This is a genomic window from Stenotrophomonas sp. MMGLT7, assembly GCF_021168555.1.
GTDB lineage: Bacteria > Pseudomonadota > Gammaproteobacteria > Xanthomonadales > Xanthomonadaceae > MMGLT7.
On sequence record NZ_JAJOZS010000004.1, the window covers coordinates 203,851 to 228,022 of the forward strand.

The 24,172-nt window shown below is 71.0% G+C and carries 21 protein-coding genes, 1 other RNA gene and 1 riboswitch; of the genes, 7 read left to right on the forward strand and 15 right to left on the reverse strand.

Annotated elements, in window-relative coordinates; genetic code table 11:
• Positions 1–6: 6 nt before the first annotated feature.
• The 4 genes from LRX76_RS07605 to mraZ all read right to left on the reverse strand — a co-directional run bounded on the left by LRX76_RS07605 (position 7) and on the right by mraZ (position 3,848).
• Complete coding sequence (locus LRX76_RS07605) at positions 7–1,866, reverse strand: penicillin-binding protein 2 (protein ID WP_231803703.1); 1,860 nt, start codon at positions 1,864–1,866, stop codon at positions 7–9.
• Between the two features lie 142 nt (positions 1,867–2,008).
• Positions 2,009–2,272 (reverse strand): cell division protein FtsL, encoded by a 264-nt coding sequence (gene ftsL, locus LRX76_RS07610; RefSeq protein ID WP_231803705.1) that lies wholly within the window; start codon positions 2,270–2,272, stop codon positions 2,009–2,011.
• Positions 2,269–3,378: a 16S rRNA (cytosine(1402)-N(4))-methyltransferase RsmH gene (gene rsmH / locus LRX76_RS07615; RefSeq protein ID WP_231803937.1), complete on the reverse strand. Its 1,110-nt coding sequence runs from the start codon at positions 3,376–3,378 to the stop codon at positions 2,269–2,271. The genes ftsL and rsmH overlap by 4 nt, the downstream gene beginning before the upstream one ends.
• A gap of 14 nt (positions 3,379–3,392) precedes the next feature.
• Complete coding sequence (mraZ, locus tag LRX76_RS07620; RefSeq protein ID WP_231803939.1) at positions 3,393–3,848, reverse strand: division/cell wall cluster transcriptional repressor MraZ; 456 nt, start codon at positions 3,846–3,848, stop codon at positions 3,393–3,395.
• Between the two features lie 316 nt (positions 3,849–4,164).
• Between mraZ and LRX76_RS07625 the strand changes: the two genes are divergently transcribed.
• Positions 4,165–4,920: an NRDE family protein gene (locus LRX76_RS07625; RefSeq protein ID WP_231803707.1), complete on the forward strand. Its 756-nt coding sequence runs from the start codon at positions 4,165–4,167 to the stop codon at positions 4,918–4,920.
• Between the two features lie 249 nt (positions 4,921–5,169).
• Positions 5,170–6,393 (forward strand): MFS transporter, encoded by a 1,224-nt coding sequence (locus tag LRX76_RS07630; RefSeq protein ID WP_231803709.1) that lies wholly within the window; start codon positions 5,170–5,172, stop codon positions 6,391–6,393.
• 276 nt (positions 6,394–6,669) lie between these two features.
• Here the strand turns inward: LRX76_RS07630 and rnpB are convergent.
• Positions 6,670–7,101, reverse strand: an RNA gene (gene rnpB, locus LRX76_RS07635) — RNase P RNA component class A.
• A 100-nt stretch (positions 7,102–7,201) separates the two neighbouring features.
• On the opposite strand from rnpB, the gene LRX76_RS07640 reads away from it, so the two are divergent.
• Positions 7,202–8,185: a zinc-dependent alcohol dehydrogenase family protein gene (locus LRX76_RS07640; protein WP_231803711.1), complete on the forward strand. Its 984-nt coding sequence runs from the start codon at positions 7,202–7,204 to the stop codon at positions 8,183–8,185.
• Between the two features lie 177 nt (positions 8,186–8,362).
• Here LRX76_RS07640 and rsmI read toward each other — a convergent pair whose 3' ends face one another.
• Positions 8,363–9,187, reverse strand: a complete 825-nt coding sequence (gene rsmI, locus LRX76_RS07645) for a 16S rRNA (cytidine(1402)-2'-O)-methyltransferase (RefSeq protein WP_231803713.1) — start codon at positions 9,185–9,187, stop codon at positions 8,363–8,365.
• Between the two features lie 92 nt (positions 9,188–9,279).
• Between rsmI and LRX76_RS07650 the strand changes: the two genes are divergently transcribed.
• Together LRX76_RS07650 and LRX76_RS07655 are read left to right on the forward strand one after the other, a co-directional pair.
• The gene (locus LRX76_RS07650; RefSeq protein WP_231803715.1) at positions 9,280–11,010 is read left to right on the forward strand and encodes a penicillin-binding protein activator; all 1,731 of its coding nucleotides are present in this window, start codon (positions 9,280–9,282) and stop codon (positions 11,008–11,010) included.
• Complete coding sequence (locus tag LRX76_RS07655; protein ID WP_231803717.1) at positions 11,000–11,380, forward strand: YraN family protein; 381 nt, start codon at positions 11,000–11,002, stop codon at positions 11,378–11,380. The genes LRX76_RS07650 and LRX76_RS07655 overlap by 11 nt, the downstream gene beginning before the upstream one ends.
• Before the next feature lie 5 nt (positions 11,381–11,385).
• Here the strand turns inward: LRX76_RS07655 and LRX76_RS07660 are convergent, their stop codons facing one another.
• Positions 11,386–12,489, reverse strand: coding sequence for a hypothetical protein (locus LRX76_RS07660; RefSeq protein ID WP_231803718.1), 1,104 nt, complete (start codon positions 12,487–12,489; stop codon positions 11,386–11,388).
• A gap of 109 nt (positions 12,490–12,598) precedes the next feature.
• On the opposite strand from LRX76_RS07660, the gene LRX76_RS07665 reads away from it, so the two are divergent.
• Positions 12,599–13,921, forward strand: coding sequence for a PLP-dependent aminotransferase family protein (locus LRX76_RS07665; protein ID WP_231803720.1), 1,323 nt, complete (start codon positions 12,599–12,601; stop codon positions 13,919–13,921).
• A gap of 496 nt (positions 13,922–14,417) precedes the next feature.
• Positions 14,418–15,800, forward strand: coding sequence for an FAD-linked oxidase C-terminal domain-containing protein (locus LRX76_RS07670; RefSeq protein ID WP_231803722.1), 1,383 nt, complete (start codon positions 14,418–14,420; stop codon positions 15,798–15,800).
• Between the two features lie 980 nt (positions 15,801–16,780).
• Here LRX76_RS07670 and thiL read toward each other — a convergent pair.
• The 8 genes from thiL to glyA all read right to left on the reverse strand — a co-directional run bounded on the left by thiL (position 16,781) and on the right by glyA (position 24,101).
• Complete coding sequence (thiL, locus tag LRX76_RS07675) at positions 16,781–17,770, reverse strand: thiamine-phosphate kinase (protein ID WP_231803724.1); 990 nt, start codon at positions 17,768–17,770, stop codon at positions 16,781–16,783.
• A gap of 31 nt (positions 17,771–17,801) precedes the next feature.
• Positions 17,802–18,278 carry a transcription antitermination factor NusB gene (nusB, locus tag LRX76_RS07680; protein ID WP_231803726.1) on the reverse strand — a complete coding sequence of 159 codons (477 nt, stop codon included), beginning with the start codon at positions 18,276–18,278 and terminating at the stop codon, positions 17,802–17,804.
• Positions 18,275–18,742: a 6,7-dimethyl-8-ribityllumazine synthase gene (gene ribH / locus LRX76_RS07685; protein WP_231803728.1), complete on the reverse strand. Its 468-nt coding sequence runs from the start codon at positions 18,740–18,742 to the stop codon at positions 18,275–18,277. Before ribH ends, nusB begins: the two co-directional genes overlap by 4 nt.
• Before the next feature lie 61 nt (positions 18,743–18,803).
• Positions 18,804–19,916 (reverse strand): 3,4-dihydroxy-2-butanone-4-phosphate synthase, encoded by a 1,113-nt coding sequence (gene ribB, locus LRX76_RS07690; protein ID WP_231803730.1) that lies wholly within the window; start codon positions 19,914–19,916, stop codon positions 18,804–18,806.
• Positions 19,913–20,515 (reverse strand): riboflavin synthase, encoded by a 603-nt coding sequence (locus tag LRX76_RS07695; RefSeq protein ID WP_231803732.1) that lies wholly within the window; start codon positions 20,513–20,515, stop codon positions 19,913–19,915. The genes ribB and LRX76_RS07695 overlap by 4 nt, the downstream gene beginning before the upstream one ends.
• Positions 20,516–20,701: 186 nt before the next feature.
• A riboswitch (FMN riboswitch) is annotated at positions 20,702–20,891 on the reverse strand.
• Between the two features lie 185 nt (positions 20,892–21,076).
• Positions 21,077–22,198: a bifunctional diaminohydroxyphosphoribosylaminopyrimidine deaminase/5-amino-6-(5-phosphoribosylamino)uracil reductase RibD gene (gene ribD / locus LRX76_RS07700; RefSeq protein WP_231803734.1), complete on the reverse strand. Its 1,122-nt coding sequence runs from the start codon at positions 22,196–22,198 to the stop codon at positions 21,077–21,079.
• A 7-nt stretch (positions 22,199–22,205) separates the two neighbouring features.
• Positions 22,206–22,742, reverse strand: coding sequence for a transcriptional regulator NrdR (nrdR, locus tag LRX76_RS07705; protein ID WP_231803736.1), 537 nt, complete (start codon positions 22,740–22,742; stop codon positions 22,206–22,208).
• Between the two features lie 105 nt (positions 22,743–22,847).
• On the reverse strand, positions 22,848–24,101 hold the full coding sequence (gene glyA / locus LRX76_RS07710; RefSeq protein WP_231803738.1) for a serine hydroxymethyltransferase: 1,254 nt from the start codon (positions 24,099–24,101) through the stop codon (positions 22,848–22,850).
• Positions 24,102–24,172: the final 71 nt, after the last annotated feature.

Genomic DNA, 24,172 nt, shown 5'->3' on the forward strand with positions numbered 1-24,172 from the left:
CCCGGGTCACTGGCGCACCTCCTGCAACGGCGCAGGCTGGGCAGGGGCCGGCGGCGCAGCGGCATGCAGCGAGGGCAGCGCGGCATCGACCTCGGTGGCGGCATCGACGGTGCCGGCCGGATCGGGCGCGGCCGGCATCGGCGCACCCTGCCCGGTCTTGCCGGCGGCCTGCGCCGCCAGCCACGACTGGATGTCGTCCGGCGGCACGTCCATCAGCCGCAGCGCGCCCTCCATGACGTTGTGGTACACCGGCGCCGACACCAGGCCGCCGTAGTACTTGCCGGCCTGCGGGTCGTTGATGACGATCACCGTGGCGAAACGCGGGTTGCTCGCCGGCACCAGCCCGGCGAACAGGGCGTTGTAGTGGCCACGGTCGTAGCCGCCGACGCCGGCCTTGCGTGCGGTACCGGTCTTGCCGGCGACGTGGTAACCGAGGATGCCGGCCTGCTTGGCGCCGCCCTGGGTGACCACCGTCTCCATCATCCGCACCACTTCGGCGGCGATAGACGGGTCCAGTACCTGCGGCGCCGGCTCGTGCTGGCCCTTGACGAAGCTCGGTGTCACCAGCTTGCCGCCGTTGCCCAGCATCGAATAGGCGCGCGCGATCTGCAGCGGCGTCACCGACAGGCCGTAGCCGTAGGACATGGTGGTCTTGGTCGCGCCATCCCAGTTGGCCGGCCGCCGCAGCACGCCGGCCGACTCGCCGGGGAAGCCGCTGCGCGGCACCGAGCCGTAGCCGAAGCTGTGCACGGTGTCGTAGAAGGTCTGGTCCGGCATCATCGCGGCGATCTTGGCCGCGCCGATGTTGGAGCTGCGGGTGATCACCCCGGTGACGTTGAGCACGCCGTTGTTGCGCGGCACGTCGCGGATGACGAAGCGGCGCCCGACCGCCATGTAGCCGGGGTTGGTGTCGACGGTGGTGTTGGGCGTGACCACCCCGGCCTTGAGCGCGCTGGCGATGGTCAGCGGCTTCATCGTCGAGCCCGGCTCCACCAGGTCGGTGACCGCGCGGTTGCGGCGCGCATCGGACGCCCCGCTGACCGAGTTGGAGTTGTAGGTGGGCAGGTTGACCATGGCCAGGATCTCGCCGGTGGCCACGTCCATCACCACGATCGAACCGCCGGCGGCCTTGTTCTCCACCAGCGCATTGCGCAGCTCCTTGTAGGCCAGGAACTGGATGCGGCGGTCGATGCTCAGGGTCAGGTCCTTGCCGGGCTCGGCCGGGCGCACCAGGTCGATGCTCTCGACGATGGCGCCCTTGCGGTCGCGGATCACCTTCTTGATGCCGGGCTTGCCGCGCAGCCAGTCGTCGAAGGCCAGCTCCAGGCCTTCCTGGCCGCGGTCGTCGATGTTGGTGAAGCCCAGCACGTGGGCCATCGCCTCGCCCTGGGGATAGAAGCGGCGGAACTCGCGCTGCGAGAACACGCCGGGAATGCCGAGGGCGACGATCTGGTGCGCCTTGTCCGGGTTGATCCGGCGGCGCAGGTACATGAATTCCTTGTCGGCCTTCTGCGACAGCCGCGTGGTCAGCTCGTCGGCCGGCAGCTCCAGCGCGGCGGCCAGCTGCGGGATGCGGTCGGGCACGCGCAGCAGTTCCTGCGGGTTGACCCAGATCGACTCCACCGGCGTGGACACCGCCAGCGGCTCGCCGTTGCGGTCGGTGATCATGCCGCGCGAGGTGGCGATCGGCAGCTCGCGCAGGTAGCGGGCCTCGCCCTGGCGCTGGTAGAAGTCGCTGTTGACCAGCTGCACGTAGGCGGCGCGGCCGATCAGCGTCACCGAGCACAGGCCCAGCGCCACGCCCACCAGCATCAGCCGGCCGCGCAGGTTGAACTGGTTGCGGGTGCGGTTGCGTCCGGCCTTCATGGCGCACCTCCTTGTGCGCCACCCTGCGGACGGCTTCGCCGTGCAAAACGGCTGTCCTGCCGTTTTGTCATGGCAAGGGCACCTCCTTGTGCGCCACCCTGCGGGCGGCGTCGCCGTGCAAAACGGCTGTCCTGCCGTTTTGTCATGGGCGCACCACCACGATGTCGGCGGCCTCGGGGAACTTCATGCCCAGGCGCTCGCGCGCGATCTGGTCGACGCGGTTGGCCTCGGCCCAGGTGGCCTGCTCCAGCTGCAGCCGGCCGAACTCGATGTTCAACTCGTCGCGCTCATGCTCCAGCCGCGACAGCTGCACGAATAGCTCGCGGTGGCGGTGGCGCATGTACACCCCGCCGATCGCCGAGGCGATGGTGCAGGCCAGTAGCACGATCAGCAGCAGGCGGCTCATTGCGCACCTCCGTGTGGAGGAGCCGGGATTGGGGATTGGGGATTCGGGATTGGGGAAAGGCGGCTGGCGCGCGCATCCGTCGACACCGTACCGGACCCGGCGCCCATGCTCTTATCGAATCCCGAATCCCCAATCCCCAATCCCAGCTTCTCCGCCACCCGCAGCACCGCGCTGCGCGCGCGCGGGTTGCCGGCCAGCTCGGCCTCGTCGGCGCGGATGGCGCCGCCCAGGCCCTTGAGCACGGGCACGAAGGTATCGGCCTGCGGCAGCCGGCGGTTGGCCGGCGGCGCCTTGGCGTGGCGGGCGACGAACTGCTTGACGATGCGGTCTTCCAGCGAGTGGAAGCTGATCACCGCCAGCCGTCCGCCCGGCTTCAGCGCGGCCAGCGCGGCGTCGAGCCCGGCCTCCAGGTCGGCCAGCTCGCGGTTGATGTGGATGCGGATGGCCTGGAAGCTGCGCGTGGCCGGGTGGATCTTGTCCTTGCCGCGCGGCATGACCGAGGCGATCAGCTCGGCCAGTTGCGCGGTGCGTTCCAGCGGCTGCTCGGCGCGGCGGGCGACGATGGCGCGGGCGATGCGGCGGCTGAGCTTCTCCTCGCCGTAGGTCCACAGCACGTCGGCGATCTCGCGCTCGGAGGCGTGCGCCAGCCACTGCGCCGCGCTCTGCCCGGACTCGGGGTCCATGCGCATGTCCAGCGGGCCGTCCTTGCCGAAGGAAAAGCCGCGCTCGGCCACGTCCAGCTGCGGCGAGGACACGCCCAGGTCGAACAGGATGCCGTCGACATCGCGGGCCAGGTCCCAGCCGCCGAGCGCGGCGAAGCTGCCGCGCCGGATCGACACGCGAGGATCGGCACCGAACGCCTGTTCGGCCACCGCGATCGCTTCGGGGTCCTTGTCCATCAGCAGCAGCCGGCCTCCTGGGCCGAGTTTCTCCAGCACGCCGCGCGCGTGTCCGCCACGCCCGAACGTGCCATCCAGATACCTTCCGTTCTCGATCACCTGCAGCCCTTCCATGACCTGCGCGTACATCACCGGCAGATGCGCGGCCGGCGCTGTGGCCGGCGGTTGCGACACCGGGAGGTGACCGGCCTGCGCCTTGCCGCGCACCCGGGCACCCCGGCTCACAACTTCAGGTCGAGCAACCCATCGCCCAGATCCTCGTCAGACAGCGTCTGCTGGATCAGTGCGCGATGTGCCTGCTCGCTCCACAGTTCGAACTTGTCGCCCATGCCCAGCAGCACCGCCTTCTTCTCGATGCCCACCGCGTTGCGGTGGCTGGAGGGGATGCTGATGCGGCCGTTGCCGTCCAGCTCGAGCACCGCCGAGGAACCGACCAGCTTCTGCTGCAGCACCCGCACCACCTTCTGCGTGTTGGGCTTGGCCATCACGTCCTTGCGCACCCGCTCCCATTCGCTTTCGGCGTACAGCCACAGGCACCCGGACTCGAACGGGTTGTACGTCAGCACCAGGCGGTTGCCGCTCTCACGCGCGACGAGGTCGCGATACGCGGTGGGAACCGCCATTCGCCCCTTGTCATCAACCGTGATGGCCGTCTCGCCCTGGAACACGACGCCTATACCCTCCAAATCCGCAATGGACACCATTGAACCACGAAAAACCACAAAAAACCCGGTTTTCCCTCAGGTGCCCACCTTATCAGCGCGCAAAGGGTTGTCAACAACTTTCCAGCGAACAAATCACCATGAACATCAATGGCTTGCGGCAATCTTTAGAGACTTGTTCAAGGCTTATCCACAAGTTGCTGTTTCGTCTCATATTTTGAGATTGAACAGGGATTCAGCACTGTGCAGGGGACGTTAAGGCCGCGCCTCCGGGGATCCGGCCCGCGCCCGGTTCCCGCCACGCGGCGCGCGAAAGGTCCAGAATCGCCGCATGTGCCTGCTCGCCCTCGCCTGGAAATCCCACCCGCGCTGGCGCCTGCTGATGGCCGGCAACCGCGACGAGTTCCACGCCCGCCCCAGCGCGCCGCTGCAGCGCTGGCAAGCGCCGGCCCAGCGGCTGCTGGCCGGTCGCGACCTGCGCTCGGGCGGCACCTGGATGGGACTGGCCGACGACGGCCGCGCCGCCGTGGTCACCAATGTGCGCGACCCGATGGCCAGCACTTCCGGCCCCTCGCGCGGCCGGTTGGTGGCCGACTACCTGGCCGCCGGGCTGCCGGCCGCGGCCGGCGTCGCCGGACTGGAAACCGCCGCCGCGGCGTATCCGCCGTTCAACCTGGTCCTGGCCGATGGCGGGGAATGCCGCTTCCTGGGCAACCATCCACACCACGCGCAGGCGCTGGACGCCGGCGTCCACGCCCTCTCCAATGGCCCGCTGGATGCGCCGTGGCCCAAGTCGCGGCACCTGGCCGCCGCCCTGCGCCGCTGGCTGGACGCCGGCCAGACCGGGTTCGAGCCGATCTGGCGGGCACTGGCCGACGAAACCCGGGCCGCCGACGCCGACCTGCCCGACACCGGGGTGGGCCTGGAGCTGGAACGGCGGCTGTCGCCCGCCTTCATCCGCGGCCACGACTACGGCACCCGCGCCAGCACCGTGCTGGCGGTGGACCACGAGGGCCACGGCTGGATCCACGAGCGCCGCTACGGACCGGACGGCGTGTTCCTCGGCCAGACGCGGCTGGAGATATGAGCCGATCCCGCCTGCCCGCGAATCCGCGCGAACCGTAGGCCGAGGCCACGCCGCCGGCGCCCACGGATCCGGACACTGCGCGCAGCCCGTCCGCGGCCGATCCACGTTGCCATCCGATTGCCTCCAGGCTGACGACGCGCGCCGTCGTCGCATTCCACCCGTTGCGTACCATCTGCTAACGTCGCCGCGCACCTCCACGGCAGCGCATCCGCCGGCCGGCCTCTCCCCACGCCACGCATCGGGCTCCCCATGTCGTCATCCCCGCCGCCCCAGGGTGCGCTTTCGAACAACAGGCTGCTGCTGATCTGCGGGACGGGCTGGCTGTTCGACGCGATGGACGTGGGACTGCTGTCCTTCGTGCTGGCGGCCTTGCGCCAGGAATGGGGGCTCAGCGCCGCGCAGCTGGGATTGATCGGCGGGGTGAACTCGATCGGCATGGCGGTGGGCGCCTTCGTCTTCGGCCTGTATGCCGACAGGAAGGGGCGCAAGTCGGCGTTCATGCTCACGCTGCTGCTGTTCAGTATCGCCAGCGGCCTGAGCGCGTTTGCGTGGGGGCTGGGCAGCCTGCTGGTGCTGCGCTTCCTGATCGGCATGGGCCTGGGCGGCGAACTGCCGGTGGCCTCGACGCTGGTCAGCGAGAGCGTCGCGGCCGAGGTGCGCGGCCGCGTGGTGGTGCTGCTGGAGAGCTTCTGGGCGCTGGGCTGGCTGCTGGCGGCGCTGATCGCCTACTTCCTCATCCCGCTGCCCGGCTTCGGCTGGCGCGGGGCGATGCTGCTGTGCGCGCTGCCGGCGCTCTATGCGCTGTACCTGCGCCGCCGGCTTCCCGATTCGCCGCACTACGCCGGCCTGAGCACGGACGAGAGGAAAACCTCGTTCTCCGGCAAGGTCGCCCTGCTGTGGAGCCGGGAATTCCGGCGCAGCAGCGCGATGCTGTGGATCGTGTGGTTCTGCGTGGTGTTTTCCTACTACGGCATGTTCCTGTGGCTGCCCAGCGTGCTGATGATGAAGGGATTCGGCATGGTGCAGAGCTTCGGCTACGTGCTGGTGATGACGCTGGCGCAGCTGCCGGGATACCTGTCGGTGGCCTGGCTGATCGAGCGCGTCGGGCGGCGCTGGGTGCTGGCGGTCTACCTGCTGGGGACGCTGGTCAGCGCCGGCCTGTTCGGCATCGCCGACTCGGTGGCGCAGCTGCTGGTGTCCGGCTGCCTGCTGTCGTTCTTCAACCTCGGCGCCTGGGGCGCGCTGTACGCCTACACCCCGGAGCAGTACCCGACCCGGGCCAGGGCCACCGGTGCCGGCGTCGCCGCCGCGATCGGCCGCATCGGCGGCATCTTCGGCCCGCTGACGGTGGGCTGGCTGGCCTCGGCCGGGGTATCGATCGCCGTCATCTTCGCGGTATTCGCCATGGCGATCCTGCTGGCGGTGATCGCGATCGCGACGCTGGGCAAGGAAACCAAACAGACCGCCCTGTAGAAGCGCCCCGTAGGAGCGACTTGTAGGAGCGACTTCAGTCGCGATGGGGCTTTGCCGGTAGAGCCCCATCGCGACTGAAGTCGCTCCTACAACGGCATGCATACGCAGATGCGTACAACACCCCGATGCCACCCTGGACGCCGTCTGGAGCAGAGCCCCCTTTGGTAAAGGGGGCGCGGCAATAGCCGCGGGGATTCGGAAGGCGATGAGCCTGGGGCCCGAAGTTTGCTGCGCAAACTTTGGGAGCTTCTTCGCGCAGCGCGCGAAGAAGCTAGGCGGCGGAGCCGGCCTGTAAGCCGGGTTCTGTCGTGGACAGTCATTCCTCTAGGCGCATCGTCACCGATACGCTCGAGCAACCTACCCGGACCCGACGCGGGCCACGTCATGAGGTCCCTATTTGGTCTTGCTCCAGGTGGGGTTTGCCGTGCCGGCCTGTTACCAGGCTCGCGGTGCGCTCTTACCGCACCATTTCACCCTTACCTGCCCCTCGCCACCCCTTTGCGGCCTTCCCTGCGACGACGTGGCCGATGCGTGCATCGGCATGGTCACGGCCGCAGGCCGCAAAGGGGTGGCGAGGGACATAGGCGGTATCTTTCTGTTGCACTTTCCGTCGGCTCGCGCCGCCCAGGCGTTACCTGGCACCTTGCCCTGTGGAGCCCGGACTTTCCTCGGCACCCTTGCAGGTGACGCGACTGTCCGGCCGACTCCGCCGCGCACATTGTCCCACACCCGGCGCCCGATGCAGCGGCGGCGAAACCTGCACGCCTTCGTCACTCCACTTCTGGTTCAGGGGACTATATTCGACCGCATGAAAGCGATGCTGCTGCGTCAACAGGGACAGCCGCTGGAAGCGGCCGAACTGCCGGACCCGACGCCCGGCCCCGGCGAGGTCCTGATCGAGGTCGCCGCCTGCGGGGTCTGCCGCACCGACCTGCACGTGGTCGATGGCGACCTGCACCACCCCCGGCTGCCGCTGGTGCCGGGCCACGAGATCGTCGGCCACGTCAAGGCCCTGGGCGAGGGCGTGGACACGTTCCAGGTCGGCCAGCGCGTGGGGGTGGGCTGGCTCGGACATACCTGCGGCCACTGCGAGTACTGCCTGGAAGGCCGCGAGAACCTGTGCGATGCCCCCGGCTTCACCGGCTATACCCGGAACGGCGGCTTCGCCGAGTTGACCGTGGCCGAGGCGCGCTACACCTACCCGATGCCCGAAGGCGGCGACGACGCGGAGATGGCGCCGCTGTTGTGCGCCGGCCTGATCGGCTGGCGTTCGCTGGTGATCTCCGGCGAAGGCAAGCGCCTGGGTTTCTACGGCTTCGGCGCCGCCGCGCACCTGATCGCGCAGGTGGCACGCTGGCAGGGTCGCCAGGTGCATGCCTTCACCCGCCCCGGCGATGCGGCCGCGCAGGCGTTCGCGCTGTCGCTGGGCGCCACCTCGGCGGGCCCGTCGGACGTGCCTTCGCCGCAGCCGCTGGACGCGGCCATCATCTTCGCACCGGTCGGCGACCTGGTGCCGACAGCGCTGCAGTCGGTGCGCAAGGGCGGCCGCGTGGTCTGCGCCGGCATCTACATGAGCGACATCCCCTCGTTCCCGTACAGCCTGCTGTGGGAGGAACGGCAACTGGTCTCGGTGGCCAACCTGACCCGCAAGGACGCGCACGACTTCCTCGCGCTGGTGCCCGAGGTCGGCCTGCGCGCCAAGGTCACACGCTATCCGCTGGCACAGGCCAACCAGGCCCTGGCGGACCTGCGCGAAGGCCGGCTGACCGGCGCGGCGGTGCTGGTTCCGTAGGCCGGGGCAACGCCCCCCGGCGCCCCATGAAGACGCCGCCGGCCCGAACCGTAGCCCGGGCAAGCGAAGCGCGTCCGGGGCGCTCGCAATTCCGGGAACAGCCATGGGGGCCACGCCCGACCCACATGGAGCATCGCCGACCGCCGGCGCCGGCTTGCGCTACCGCAAGCGCCGCCATCAGCCGCCGTAGAGCGCCTTGCGCGGCGCGCCGCTGATCTCCGCCGCCAGCTTGGCCGCGGTGGACGGCGGCAGGTGCTCGACGAGCCTGGCATAGAGGCGCCGGCCTTCGGCCACCTGCCCCTCGGCATCGTCCGCGGCCCCCTGCACCATCACCACGAATTCGCCCCGGCGCTGGTCCGCGTCGGCCTCCACCTGCGCCTGCAGCCCGGCCAGGGTGCCGTCGAGCACGGTCTCGAACAGCTTGGTCAGCTCACGCGCCAGCACCGCCGGGCGCTCGTCGCCGAAGGCCGCGCGCAGGTCGGCCAGCGACTCGGCGATGCGGTGCGAGGACTCGTAGAACACCAGCGTGCGCGTCTCCCCGGCCAGCCTGGCCAGCCGCTCGCGCCGCGCCGCGGGCCTGGCCGGCAGGAAGCCCTCGAAGGCGAAGCGGTCGCTCGGCAATCCGGCCACGCTCAGCGCCGCGATCGCCGCGCAGGCGCCGGGCACCGGGCTGACCCTGACCCCGGCCGCGCGCGCGGCGCGCACCAGGCGGAAGCCGGGGTCGCTGACCAGCGGCGTGCCGGCGTCGCTGACCAGCGCCAGCGTCTCGCCGGCCAGCAGCCGCGCCACGATCTTCTGCGCCAGCGCCTCCTCGTTGTGCTCGTGCAGCGCGACCAGCGGCCGCTCGATGCCGAAATGCGACAGCAGCTGGCGGGTGTGGCGGGTGTCCTCGGCACACACCGCGTCGGCGCCGCGCAGGGTGTCCAGCGCACGCGGCGACAGGTCTGACAGGTTGCCGATGGGCGTGGCGACGACGAACAGCGTTGCGGGCGTGGCGGTCAATGCAGCGGCCTTTCATGGGGATTTCATGGTCGAGGGTAGAATCGTAGCGGTTTTCACCGGCCCGCCCCGCGGGCCCTTTCGACGGAAGCAAGATGAACAAGCCATTGGCCAGGATCTGCTCGGTGTCGCTGCTGCTGTTGCTGTTTGCCGGCTGCGCCACCACCAGTGTCACCCCGACCGCCTCGCCCGAGCAGTCGGCAGCGCTCGCGCTGCTGGCGCAGGGAAAACCTCGCGAGGCCGCGCAGCAACTGGAAGCGCAGGCCGCCGGCGCCAGCGGCGCCCAGCGCAGCCGCCTGCTCGCCGATGCCGCCTTCGCCTGGCACGAGGCCGGCGACGACGCCAAGGCGCAGGCGCTGCTGCCGCAGATCCAGCCGCGCCACCTGGCCGGCGCCCAGCGCGGCCGCTTCGGCCTGCTCAATGCCGAACTGGCGCTGGCCGCGCAGCAGCCTGCGCAGGCGCTGCAGGCGCTGGGTTCGAGCGCGCTGGACCTGCCGCAGGAACTGCAGCCGCGCTGGCACCTGGCGCGCGGGCAGGCGCTGGAGGCCAGTGGCGATGCCTTCGCCGCGGCCGGCGAGCGCGCCCAGGCCGACGCCGGCCTGGCCGGGGAGACGCGCAGCGAGAACCAGCGCGCGATCGTGCGCCTGCTGGCCTCGCTCGACGATGCCACCCTGAGCAGCCGCGCCGCCGCGCTGCCGGCCGGGGATCCGCTCTACAACTACGCCGGCCGCGGACTGATCAGCCGCGGCCTGCCGCTGCCGCGACCGTTCGATCGCGGCGAGCAGTGGAGCGTGGACACAAGCAAGCGCCCGCCGGCCGAGCGCGACGGCTACCGGCCGCCGGTGAAGATGGCGGTGCTGCTGCCGTTGAGCGGCAACCTGGCCGCCGCCGGCGCCTCGGTCCGCGACGGCCTGCTGGCCGGCTACTACGGCGAAGCCCGGCGCCGGCCGCAGGTCGACTTCTTCGATACCGCCGGCACCGTGGCCGGCGCCAACGCCGCCTACGACCGGGCCGCCGCCAGCGGTGCCGACTTCGTGCTCGGCCCGCTCGGCCGCGACGAGGTCAGCGCGCTGTTCGCGCGCGGCCAGCTGCCGGTGCCGGTGCTGGCGCTCAACCGCCCGGCCGACGGCAGCGCGCCGCCCGCCGGCAGCGCCGGCTTCTCGCTGGCGCCGGAGGACGACGGCATCATGGCCGCCGAGTACCTGCTGGCGCGCGAGCGCCGCAACGTGCTGATCATCGGCAGCAACGACGACAGCGGCCGCCGTTCGGCCGCGGCGTTCCGCCAGCGCTTCAGCGAGCGCGGCGGCCAGATCGCCGGCAGCATCAGCGTCGGCGACGCGCTGGCCGACATCGGCTCCCAGCTTCGCGCCTACGCCGCCGCCGACTCGGTGTTCCTGGCGGTGCGCGGCCCGCAGGCGCGCATGCTGGCGCCGCAGCTGGCGCTGGCCGGGTTCGCCGGCAAGACCCGGGTGGGCACCTCGCAGCTGGTGCAGGGCACCGGCAACGCCGAGGAGGACATGCCGCTCGAGGGCATCGCGTTCCCCAGCGAGAGCTGGCCGTCCTACGGCGTCGGCGGCCTGCCCAGCGCCGGCACCCTGGCCACCACGCTGCCCACCGCACGCGGTGCGGCCAGCCGCCTGTTCGCCTTCGGCTACGACGCCTGGCTGATCACCGCCTACCTGGAGAAGCTGGCCGCCGGCAGCGACGGCGGCCTGCGCGGCGCCACCGGCACGCTGCACCTGGACGGCTTCGGCAACATCCTGCGCACCCCGGCGTGGTCCACCTTCAGCGGCGGCCGGCCCCAGCCGATCGCCGGTGGCCACTGAGCGGCGCGAACGCGGCGCGGCGGTCGAAGCGGCCGCCGGCGCACTGCTGCAACGCGCCGGGCTGAAGCCGGTCGCCGCCAACGCCAGCTATCGCGGCGGCGAGCTGGACCTGGTGATGCTCGATCCCGGCGGCCGCGAACCGGTGCTGGTGTTCGTCGAGGTGCGCTACCGCCGCAGCGATGCCTTCGGCGGCGGCGCGGCCTCGGTCGATGCCCGCAAGCGCCGCAAGCTGGTGCGTGCGGCGCAGCTGTTCCTGGCGACGCATCCGGCGCTGGCCGCCTCGCCGTGCCGCTTCGACGTGGTGGAGGCGGCCGGCGAGCCGCCGCGGCTGAACTGGATCAGGGACGCCTTTCGCGCGGACGAGTGCTGAGCTACTCACTCCTCCGGCGCGGCGGGCTCGGGCACGTTCGACGACGGGCATCCCGCATCCGCATCCACCGACGGGCCTGAAGGCGGCGCGGCGGCGGCGGCGGGCGGCGCGATCTGGTAGGTCTTCTCCACCCGGCCGGTGGCGCTGTCGGCATTCACCAGCGCCGCACGCACCCAGATCACGCGATCGCCGACACGCCGGATATGGCCTCGGCGCAGGTGCGCACGCGGCGAGGCATGCTGCCCGCCGGCGCCGTCCGCGGCATCGGCCGCCCCGCGCACGGTCAGCTCGAGCACGCGGTAGCTGAAAAACGGCTGCTTGCCGGCACGCACGCGGTGCCGGTTGAGCGCTTCGGGCGGATCGACCGTCGCCGCCTGCACGTTCGCGCAGTTCAGCACGCAGCAGGTCTGGATCAGCATCGCCACTTCGTCGCGGCAGGAATGCACGATATCGGCGCGCAGGCGGGCGGTATCGCGGCGGGCGGATTCCCATGCATGCCATTCCGGGAGCAGCGCGAACGGCGCCACGCGGAACTGGCGCAGCATGCCCGGCGCCACGCCCGCCTCGCGCAGCGGCTCGTTGACCAGCCGCGTCGGCAGATCGGCCTCGTCGGCGTGATAGAGGCTGACGTCGTTGTTGTAGGGAACGTATACCGCGCCGATCGGCAGCTTCCAGGTACGCTCGGCCGACACCCACGATACCGGTATCACCACCACGCCACCGGCCGGCTCGTCGAGAAAGCGCGCCGTATCCGGGAACGCCGAGGCCACCGCCTCGTCCATGCTCAGGCACAGCGCGATGCGCCTGGAGGAGCGGACGCCGGGCAGCTTGTCGCCTCCCATGCCGTCCTCCAGGATCCACGGCGCCTCCAGGGCCACGACCGGATAGGGCAGGCGCGCCATGTCGATGTGGACCTGCCGCAGCTCGCCCAGGTCCAGCACGTCGGCGCAGTTGGGAAGCAGGAACTTGACGCTCTGGTGGAGATACCCGGCGACGGCCTCGTGCGCCCGGCGGATCCCCGGCATGTCCGACTTGATGCGCGGGATCAGGGCATTGAGTTCGTCGAGCGCGTGCGCGGAGTAGTTGAGCAAGGCAGGGTGTCTTGACATTGTCATGAAGACCTCGAACCTCCAGGGAAGCGATGGCCGATTCTAGGAACCAAAAATCGATACAATCAAAAAATTGAACTAGATACACTCCCGGGTCCGGAGACAGCCGATGGCCAAGTACAAATCGTTGGTCGACCGGATCGCCGGGGAAATCCGCTCGGGCGCACTGCGTCCCGGGCATCGCCTGCCGCCCCAGCGCACGCTCGCCCGCCGCCATGGCCTGGCACTGGCCACGGCCAGCCGGGTCTATGCCGAACTGGAGCGCATGGGCCTGGTGATCGGCGAAACCGGACGCGGCACCTACGTCCGCCATCCCTCGGAAAGCGGCCCGGAGAGCGACCTGGGCTTCGCCCGCATCGCAGGCGTCAACCTCAACACCAACATGCCGAGCTCGCCTGGGCAGGACGCCATGCTGCGGGCCGCATTGCGGCAGCTCGCCTCGCACGGCGACCTCGACGCATTGCTGCGCCACCAGCCGCACCGGGGACGGTTTCACGAACGGGAAAGCGTCGCGCGCTATCTGGCCACCCACGACATCGAGGTGGACCCGGAACGGGTGAGCATCGTCCAGGGAGCCCAGCACGGACTCTCGGTGACCCTGATGGCGCTGCTGCGGCCGGGCGAGATCGTCGCCGTCGATGCGCTGATCTATCCGGGCCTCAAGGTCGCCGCCACCCTGCTCGGTCTCGAACTGCTGCCGATCCGCTCTGGCCCGGACGGGCCGGACCTGGCACAGCTGCAGGACGCCTGCGCCCGGCGCCGGATCCGCGCGGTGCACTGCATGCCGACGCTGCAGAATCCGCTCAGCTGGGTCATGGATGCGGATGCACGCGATGAGCTGGTACGGATCGCACGCAGGCACGACCTGCTGCTGATCGAGGATGCGGCCTTCAACTACCTGGTGCCCTCGCCGCCGCCCGCGCTGGTGACGCTGGCGCCGGAGCGCACCTTCCATATCTCGGGCCTGTCCAAGGGCGTCGTGACCAGCCTGCGCTTCGGCTACGTGATCGCGCCGGAGACCGCGACCGCAGCGATGGAACGGGTGATCCGCGCCACCACCCACAGCACGCCCGCGATCGTCTCGGCGCTGGCCTGCCAATGGCTGGACGATGGCACGGTGCGGTGCCTGGAGGCCGAACGGCGGGCCGACACGGCGCGCCGCCAGGAACTGGTCGCGCGCCTGCTGCCCGACCAGGCGATGCGACGCCACCCATGTTCCTACTTCGTCTGGCTCGACCTGAGCAACGCCGACATGCGCGCCGAGGAGCTGGCCCACACGCTGGCGGCGGAAGGCATCGCCGTGGCCACCGCGGCGCCCTTCGCCACCACCGCGCACATACCGAACGCATTGAGGCTCGCACTGGGATCCACCACTCCCGGAGAGCTGGAGACGGCGCTGCGTCGCATCGCCAGCCATCTCTCCATCCATTGACCCGCCCGCGGCCAGCGCATGGCGGGGTCGAATGCGACCGCGCCAGGTCATACGCGCTGGCGAACCGCAATCATCCCGGGCGGGTAGGAGCCCGTTCCCGATCCCAAGATGGGTGCAGCAGATGCCGATCGGTCGCTGTGGCTCGGGAATGACAAGCAGCGAGAGTCGCCCGCAGGAGCGACCTGTAGGAAAGACCCGTAGGAGCGACTTCAGTCGCGATGAGGCTTTCCCGCTAGAGCCTCATCGCGACTGAAGTCGCTCCTACAGGATCGTAAACAGGCGGCCGGCGATGCTTTTGCCGGAGGGAGCGGAGCACGCCGCAAGGTCTTCCGTGGATGGCAGGCAGCCGGGTAAGACACGTGTCGCCGGATTGCCCAGAGAAGCCGGCGCGGCCGGCCCAGTTGGCTCGCCGCCACGCGGATCGCCGGTTCCGGTGGCTTGCGTTCCCGGCCACGGCCGCACCGGACGCGCCCTGTCCGCCACTTACAATGGCACGATGACACCGCTGCCCGACGCCCTGCACCGCTCCCTGCACTCCCTGCTCGGCGAGCGCTGGCTCACCGATGCGGCCAGCCGCCGCAGCCATGGCGCGGACGATTCGCGACGCCAGGCACTGGCCGACGCAGTGGCGCTTCCGCGCGACGCCGCCGAGGTGGCCGCGATCGTGCGCGCCTGCCGCGCGCACCGGGTACCGATCGTCGCCCGCGGCGCCGGCACCGGCACCACCGGCGCGGCGGTGCCCACGCAAGGAGGCGTGGTGGTGTCGTTCGCGCGCATGGACCGCATCGTCGACATCCGCGCCGCCGACCGCTGCGCGGTGGTGCAGCCGGGCGTGCTCAACGGCGAGCTGCAGCGCGCGCTGGCGCCGCATCGCCTGTTCTGGCCGCCGGATCCCTCCAGCGCCGAGCTGTGCAGCATCGGCGGCAACCTCTCCACCAACGCCGGCGGCCCGCGCGCGGTGAAGTACGGCAGCAGCCGCGACAACGTGCTCGGCCTGGTCGCGGTGACCGGCGCCGGCGAGCTGATCCGCTGCGGCGGCCCCTACACCAAGGACGCCACCGGCTACGACCTCACCCACCTGATCGTCGGCAGCGAGGGCACGCTGGCGCTGATCGTCGAGGCCACGCTGAAGCTGGCGCCGTTGCCGCTGGCGCAGGCCGGGCTGCGCGCCTTCTACCGCGACGCCGCCAGCGCCGCGGCGGCGGTGTCGCGGATCATGGCGCAGCCGGCCGCGCCGACCATGCTCGAATTCCTCGACCGCGCCAGCCTGGCGCTGCTGCGCCGCAACGGCAGCGAGGTGCCCGAGGCCGGCGCGATGCTGCTGGTCGAGGCCGACGGCGACCACGACACCCTGCCCTGGCTGCTCTCGGCCCTGGGCGCCGCCGCCGAGGGCGAGGGCCTGCTGTCGCTGGACGTTGCCGCCGACGGCGTCGCCCGCGACCGCCTCTGGGCCGCGCGGCGCGCGCTGTCGCCGGCGCTGCGCACGATCGCGCCGGGCAAGATCAACGAGGACGTGGTGGTGCCGGTGTCGCGCATCCCCGAACTGGTCGCCGGGGTGGAAGCGCTGTCGGCGCGTTCGCGGCTGCCGATCGTCGCCTTCGGCCATGCCGGCAACGGCAACCTGCACGTCAACATCATGTACCACCCCGACGATGCGGACGAGACCGCGCGCGCGCAGGCCGCGCTGCCGCAGGTGTTCGAGCTGGCGCTGGCCCTGGGCGGCACGCTCTCCGGCGAACACGGCATCGGCCTGGCCAAGCGCGGCTTCATGGCCCGGGCCTTCGACCCGGCCACCCTGGCGGCGATGCATGCGGTGAAGCGCGCGCTCGACCCGGACGGCATCCTCAACCCGGGGAAGGTGCTGCCCGATCCGTTGTAGCGCGCCCGTAGCCATCAGCCCCGCCGGAACCATGGCCGCCCCCTGCTTCGCACGGCGTCTTGATCACAGAACGGGGAATAGAAAGCTCCCTTCTCCCGCTTGCGGAGCTGGGAACCCTCGGGGTGGAAGGTGCCCGAAGGGCGGATGGGGGTTGCCGGGAGCAAGGGAAAGCCACCGTAGAAGCGCCCTCATCCGGCGCTGCGCGCCTCCTTCTCCCGTGAACGGGAGAAGGAGGCTTCGCGGCGATTCCGGATGACCGAGTGCTGTTCCCTTCCCCCGCTTGCGGGGCTGGGCACCCTCGGGATGGAAGGCGCCCGAAGGGCGGATGGGGGTTGCCTGGAGCGTGGGAAAGCCACCGCAGAAGCACCCTCATCCGGCGCTGCGCGCCACCTTCTCCCGTGAACGGGAGAAGGGGAACTCCGTGGTAATTCCAGGTGAGCGAGCGCCGTTCCCTTCTCCCGCTTGCGGGGGAAGGTGCCCGAAGGGCGGATGGGGGCTGCCTGGAGCGTAGGAAAGCCACCGCAGAAGCACCCTCATCCGGCGCTGCGCGCCACCTTCTCCCGTGAACGGGAGAAGGGGAACTCCGTGGTAATTCCGGGTGAGCGAGCGCCGTTCCCTTCTCCCGCTTGCGGGGGAAGGTGCCCGAAGGGCGGATGGGGGTTGCCTGGAGCGTGGGAAAGCCACCGCAGAAGCGCCCTCATCCGGCGCTGCGCGCCACCTTCTCCCGTGAACGGGAGAAGGAAGCTTCGCGGCGATTCCGGATGACCAAGTGCTGTTTCCTTCTCCCGCTTGCGGGGGAAGGTGCCTGAAGGGCGGATGGGGGTTGCCTGGAGCGTGGGAAAGCCACCGCAGAAGCACCCTCATCCGGCGCTGCGCGCCACCTTCTCCCGTGAACGGGAGAAGGGAAGCTTCGCGGCGATTCTGGGTGACCGAGTGCTGTTCCCTTCCCCCGCAAGTGGGAGAAGGGAAGATCGAGTGCGCTACGAATCGGCCGAGAAATGCTGGAACGCGGCATGGGGCGGCCGCCAGGGATGCCCGAGCGCATCCACCACCTCGACGCCGTCGCCGGCGACGATGCTGCCGATGCGGCTGCCCTCGGTGCCGGCGGCCAGCAGCGCCGCCGCGATGGCGTCGCGCTGCGCAGGTGCGGCGGTGAAGCAGAGCTCGTAGTCGTCGCCGCCGGCCAGCACCGCCGCGTACGGGTCCTCGGCCACCGCCAGCCGTCGCTGCGCCGCCGGGACCGGCACCGCGTCCAGCCGTAGCCGCGCACCGACCGCACTGCGCTCGCAGATGTGGCCGAGGTCTCCGAGCAGGCCGTCGGAGATGTCCACGCACGCATGCGCCAGCCCGCGCAGAGCGAGGCCGGCGGCCAGCCGCGGGGTCGGCCGCAACAGCCGCTGGCGCACGCTTTCCAGGTCCGCCGAGGGCCCCGGCACGGTGACGTCCAGCCGGCCCTGGCGCCACAGCGTCAGCGCCACGAAGGCGTCGCCGGGCGTGCCGGTGACCCAGATGTCGTCGCCCGCCTGCGCGCCGTCGCGCCGCAGCGCCTGCCCGGGCGGGACCGCGCCCATGGCGGTCACAGAGATCGACGGCGGCCCCTGGATCTGGGTGGTGTCGCCACCGACCAAGGCGATGCCGGCGCCGTCGGCCAGCGCCAGGAAGCCGTCGAGGAAGGCGTCCAGCCAGGCCACGTCGGCCCGCGGCAGGGCCAGCGACAGCGTGCACCACAGCGGCTGCGCCCCCATCGCCGCCAGGTCGGACAGGTTGACCGCCAGCGACTTCCAGCCGATGTCTGCCGGCAATGCCTCGGCCGGGAAATGCATGCCCGAGTTGAGCGTATCGACGGTGACGGCCAAGGCCTGCCCGTCCGGCGGCAGCAGCAGCGCGGCATCGTCGCCGACGCCCAGCGCGATGTCGGCGCGCGCGCGGGAGCGGGCCTGGATGCGGGCGATCAGGTCGAACTCGGCCATGCCAGTCACCTATGCCGGGGCGCGCTGCGGCTCAACCGCCGGCGCTGCCCGACTCCACCTTGCGCCACGCCAGCGCGGCGCGGTCGAGCACGCCGTTGACGTAGGTGTGGCCGTGCTCGGAACCGAAGCGCTTGGCGGTCTCGATGGCCTCGTTGATCACCACTCGGTACGGCACGTCGGGGCGGTACAGCAGCTCGTAGGCAGCCACGCGCAGCACCGCGCGCTCGATCGCGTCCACTTCCTCGACGCTGCGGTCGAGGTAGTCCACCAGCGCCTGGTCCAGTTCGCCGCGATGGGCGAGCACGCCTTCGATCAGGTTCTCGAAATAGGCCAGGTCGGCGATCTCGTGCGCCTGCTCGTGGGCGAACTGGGCGACGATCTGCTGCGCGCTGCCGCCGGAGATCTGCCAGGCATAGATGGCCTGCAGCGCGCGCCGGCGCGCACGCGAGCGCAGCACCGGATCGATGCCGTCGCGGCGCTGGAACTTGTGCGGACCGGGCTTGCTCACGGCAGTTGCTCCATCAAATTGACCATCTCCAGCGCGGCCAGCGCGCATTCCTCGCCCTTGTTGCCGTGGCTGCCGCCGGCACGGGCCTCGGCATCCTCCACCCGCTCCACCGCCAGCACGCCGTTGAGCACCGGCACGCGGTGGTCCAGCGCCACCCGCATCAGCGCTTCCGAGCAGCGGTCGGCGACGTGTTCGTAGTGGCGGGTGTCGCCGCGGATCACGCAGCCCAGGGCGATGACGGCGGCATGGCGGCCGGCCGCGGCCAGCTGCGCGGCGGCCACCGGGATCTCCCAGGCACCGGGCAGGCGTATCACGTCGATGGCGTCCTCGGCCACGCCGTTGCCGGCCAGGCTCTGGCGGGCGCCGGTCACCAGCGCGTCGACGATGCGTGCGTTCCAGCGGCTGGCGATGATCGCGAAGCGCGCCTGGTCGGGGGCGCGGAGGTCGCCTTCGTAATGGCTCATGCGGTGCGGGGGTCCCAAAGGCGGAAGGTCGGAAGCGGTGCGCAGTTTAACCCGTGGCGGCTCAGGCGGCCTGGCCCAGCGACACCGGGTCGAGCGTCTCCACCACCTCCAGGCCGAAGCCGGCCAGGCCGATCTGCCGGCGCGGCGTGCCCAGCACGCGCAGCTTGCCCAGGCCGAGATCGGCCAGGATCTGCGCACCGGCACCGTTGCGCCGCCACTGGCCCACGTCCTTGCCCTGGACGACCTCCGGCTGCGAGCGCAGGCGCGCCAGCAGGCCTTCCGGATCGTGGCGCGCCGACAGCACCACCATCACGCCCTCGCCGGCCTCGGCGATCGCGCGCAGCGAATCGCCGGCGGAGACGCCGAAGTCCTCGCGGCGCCAGTGCAGCAGGTCCGACAGCGGATCCTCCACCTGCACCCGCACCAGCGCCGGGCGCTCGGCCTGCGGAGTACCGCGCACCAGCGCGAAGTGCAGGTCGCGGGCGATCAGGTCGCGGTAGGTGACCAGCCGGAACGGGCCGAAGTCGGTGTCGATCTCGCGCTCGTCCACGCGCTCGACGGTGCGCTCGGTGGCCAGGCGGTAGGCAATCAGGTCGGCGATCGAGCCCATCTTCAGCCCGTGCTCGCGCGCGAACAGCTCCAGCTGCGGGCGCCGCGCCATGCTGCCGTCGGGGTTGAGGATCTCCACCAGCACGCCGGCCGGCTCCAGCCCGGCCAGCTGCGCCAGGTCGGTGGCCGCCTCGGTATGGCCGGCGCGGGTGAGCACGCCGCCGGGCTGGGCGATCAGCGGGAAGATGTGGCCGGGCCGGCTCAGGTCGGCCGGCTTGGCGTTCGGCCGCACCGCGGTGCGGATGGTGTGGGCGCGGTCGGCGGCGGAAATGCCGGTGGTCACGCCCTCGGCCGCCTCGATGCTGACGGTGAAGTTGGTGTGGAACTGCGCGGTGTTGGCCTGCACCATCGGCGCCAGGCCGAGCTGGGCGCAGTGCGTGACCGACATCGGCAGGCACACCAGGCCGCGGCCGTGGGTAACCATGAAGTTGATGTCCGAGGCCTTGACCAGCTCGGCGGCCATGATCAGGTCGCCTTCGTTCTCGCGGTCCTCGTCGTCCACGACCACGATCATGCGGCCGTTGCGGATCTCTTCCAGCAGTTCGGGGATGGTGGCAAAGCTCATGGGGTGGCTCCTTCGCCCAGCAGGCGTTCGACGTAGCGGGCGATCAGATCGATCTCGAGATTGACGGCATCGCCGGGACGCAGCTCGGCGAAACGGGTATGGGCGACGGTATGCGGGATCAACGCCACGTCGAAGCCCTCGGCATCGACGCCGTTGACGGTGAGGCTGACGCCGTCCACGCAGATCGAGCCCTTCCTGGCGATGTAGCGCAGCAGTCCGGCCGGCGCGGCGAAGCGCCAGCGCTGCGCGCGCGCGTCCTCGTGCACCGACAGCACGCGGCCGACGCCGTCGACGTGGCCGCTGACCAGGTGGCCGCCGAGGCGGTCGCTCGGGCGCATGGCCCGCTCCAGGTTGAGCACGGCGCCCACCGGAAGCTGCCCCAGCGTGGTCAGCGCCAGCGTCTCGGTGGAGGCGTCGGCCTGGAAGGAATCGGCGTCGTGGGCGATCACGGTCAGGCAGGTGCCGTTGACCGCGATGCTCTCGCCCAGGTTCACCGCATCGAACGGCAGCGTGCCGACGGAGAAGGTGAAGCGGACATCGCCGCCGACCGGTTCGCGCGCGGCCAGGCGGCCGACGCCTTCGATGATGCCGGTGAACATCAGCCCACCTCCTTGCCGGAGGCGGCCGGGAAGACAGCGCGCACGCGCGCGGCGGCCGGCACGGGAACATGCGACCGGGATGGAGGGAGATATCGTCGAAGAATGTGCATTTGGCGTTTCCCGCAATGGATGGGCGAAAAACGTCACCAGGCAATAGGCCTCTTCGCCGCCATCCTGGCTGCGGGGGGCCGTCTTCTTTCATCCGGACTGTCACCGTCGGCTCCGGCATCGGACCGGATCTGCTGACCTTCCGCGGCAAGGGCTTCCGCAAGGAACCCGCATGCCGCCGGAAGCGCTCGCGGGCTCGCGCGGGCCGCTCCAAGGAAGCGTCGCGCCTACCGCCGGTGGGGAATCGCACCCCGCCCTGAAGACGTCGTTTGCCGGCGAACCGGCGAGGAGCATTCTACACCTGCGCCCGCAACGTACCTTCAACAAAGTGTGCCGGCAGCGTAGGCAATGCGCGGCCCGCCAGCTCCGCGATGGCGGCGCGGACACGAGCGGAAAGCGGGCGCGGCAACACCTGGCGCGGCTGCCCGCGCGAGCGCGCCGGCGCGGGGAGGATCAGGCGCCGGCCAGGCGTGGCCGCAACCGCCAGCGCACGTCGGCGCCGACCATGCGCATGTCCACGACCTCCAGCGCGATGCGCCGCTGCATGGTGTCGATGCCCAGGCCCGCCAGCAGCGGCCGCGCCTGCTCGCCCAGCAGCAGCGGCGCCATGTACAGCAGCAGCTCGTCGGCCAGGCCCTGGGCCAGCAACGCGCCGCACAGCACCGCGCCGGCCTCGACCTGGACCTCGTTGATGCCGCGCTCGCCGAGCAGCGCCAGCGCCGCCTGCAGGTCCAGGCCGCCGCCCGCGGCCAGCGGCAGCGCCGCGAACTGCGCATCCGCCAGCGGCGGCGGCCGCACGTCCGCAGCATGCAGGTACAGCGTGGGCGCACCGCCTTCGCGCACCCGCGCGCAGCCGAGCGTGCGCAGCCGCGGATCCAGCACCACGCGCAGCGGCGGCACCACGTCGGCACCGTGCAGGCGCACCGTCAGCGCCGGATCGTCGGCCAGCACCGTGCCGGCGCCGGTGAGGATCGCCGCCGAGCGCGCGCGCCAGTGCTGCACGTCCTGGCGCGAGGCCTCGCCGCTGATCCACTTGGAATCGCCGTCGGCCATCGCGGTGCGCCCGTCCAGGCTGCTGGCCAGCTTGATCCGCAGCCACGGCCGGCCGCGCTCGCAGCGCGACAGGTAGCCGGCATTGAGCTCGCGCGCCTGCGCCTGCATCAGTCCGCAGCGGACGTCGATGCCGGCCTCGCGCAGCAGCCGGAAGCCGCCGCCGTCGACCTTGGGGAACGGGTCCTGCATCGCCGCCACCACCCGCGCCACGCCGGCCTCGATCAGCGCCAGCGCGCACGGCGGGGTGCGACCGTGGTGGGCGCAGGGCTCCAGGGTCACGTAGGCGGTGCCGCCGCGGGCGCGATCGCCGGCCTGGCGCAATGCGAACACCTCGGCATGCGGCCCGCCGGCGCGCTGGTGCCAGCCTTCGCCGACCACCTCGCCGTCGCGCACGATCACGCAGCCGACCATCGGGTTGGGCCGGGTGGTCCAGGCGCCGCGCTCGGCCAGGCGCAGGGCGCGCGCCATCATCGCCTGGTCCAGCGCGGAGAAATCCGGAGTGTCGCGGGGGGACGGCGCCATCGGCGGCTCAGCGCTTGCCGCCGCGATCGGCCTTCTTGTCGATCGCGGCGATCTCGCCCTGCAGCAGCGGCAGCTGTTCGCTGCCGACCGGCAGGTCGCGTTCCAGCCGGTCCAGCTCCTCGCGGAAATCGGCCACGTCCTCGAAGCTGCGGTACACCGAGGCGAAGCGCACGTAGGCGACGTGGTCGAGCTTGCGCAGCTCGGCCATCACGAACTCGCCGACGCGGATCGAGGGCACCTCGCGCTCGCCGGACATGCGCAGTTGGTGCACCACCGCGCGCACGGCCGCCTCGATCCTCTCCTCCGACACCGAGCGCTTCTGCAGCGCGCGGTCGAAGCCGGTGCGCAGCTTGCGCGCATCGAACGCCTCGCGGCGGCCGTCGGACTTGATGATCGCCGGCAGCTTCAGCTCGATGGTCTCCAGCGTACTGAAGCGCTCGCCGCAGGCCTCGCACTCGCGCCGGCGGCGGATGGTGGCGCCATCCTCGGACACGCGCGAGTCGATCACCCGGGTATCGCTGTGCTGGCAGAAGGGGCAGTGCATCAGAGTGCCGGGATTCGGGATTGGGGAGTCGGGATTGGGAAAAGCACGGAAGCGGGAACCCGGCTGTACGCCAATCCCCGATCCCGAATCCCCAATCCCCGCTTCTCAGCCATACACCGGGAACCTCCGGCACTGCGCGGTGACGGCCTCGCGCACGCGGGCCAGCACCGCCTCGTCGGCGGGCGCGTCGAGCACGTCGGCGATCCAGTTGGCCAGCTCGACGGTGTCCGCTTCCAGGTAGCCGCGGGTGGTGATGGCCGGGGTGCCGAGGCGCAGGCCCGAGGTCACGAACGGCGAGCGCGGGTCGTTGGGCACGGAATTCTTGTTGACGGTGATGTGGGCCTTGCCCAGCGCGGCTTCCGCGTCCTTGCCGGACACGTCCTTGCCGATCATGTCCACCAGCATCAGGTGATTGTCGGTGCCGCCGGAGACGATCTTGTAGCCGCGCGCGACGAGCGTGGCCGCCATCGCCTGCGCGTTCTTCACCACCTGCCGCTGGTAGTGCTCGAACTCCGGCTCCAGCGCCTCCTTGAACGCCACCGCCTTGCCCGCGATCACGTGCATCAGCGGGCCGCCCTGGATGCCCGGGAAGACGATCGACTGCAGCTTCTTCTCGATCTCCTCGCCGGCGTTCAGCGCCAGGATGATGCCGCCGCGCGGTCCGCGCAGGGTCTTGTGGGTGGTGGAGGTGACCACGTGCGCGTGCGGCAGCGGGGTCGGGTAGACGCCGGCGGCGACCAGCCCGGCAACGTGCGCCATGTCCACGAACAGGTAGGCGCCGACCTTGTCGGCGATGGCGCGGAAGCGCGCCCAGTCCATCACCCGCGAGTAGGCCGAGAAGCCGGCCACGACCATCTTCGGCTTGTGCTCCAGCGCCAGCCGCTCGATCTCGTCGTAGTCCAGCAGGCCGTTCTCGTCCACGCCGTACTGCACCGCGTTGAACAGCTTGCCCGAGGCGTTGACCTTGGCGCCGTGGGTGAGGTGGCCGCCATGGGCCAGGCTCATGCCGAGGATGGTGTCGCCCGGCTGCAGCAGCGCGAAGTACACCGCCTGGTTGGCCTGCGAGCCGGAGTGCGGCTGCACGTTGGCATAGTCGGCGCCGAACAGCTGCTTGACCCGCTCGATCGCCAGCTTCTCGGCGATGTCGACGAACTCGCAGCCGCCGTAGTAGCGCTTGCCCGGATAGCCTTCGGCGTACTTGTTGGTCAGCACGCTGCCCTGCGCCTCCATCACCCGCGGACTGGCGTAGTTCTCGCTGGCGATCAGTTCGACGTGGTCCTCCTGGCGGCCCGCCTCGGCGGCGATGGCCTGGGCCAGTTCGGGGTCGTAGCTTTCGATGCGGGCGTCGCGCGGGTACATCGGGTCTCCGGGAGCTGAGGACGGCGGGCCCGCAATTGTATCCCGCCGGGCCTTGCCGGCCTAACCCCGGG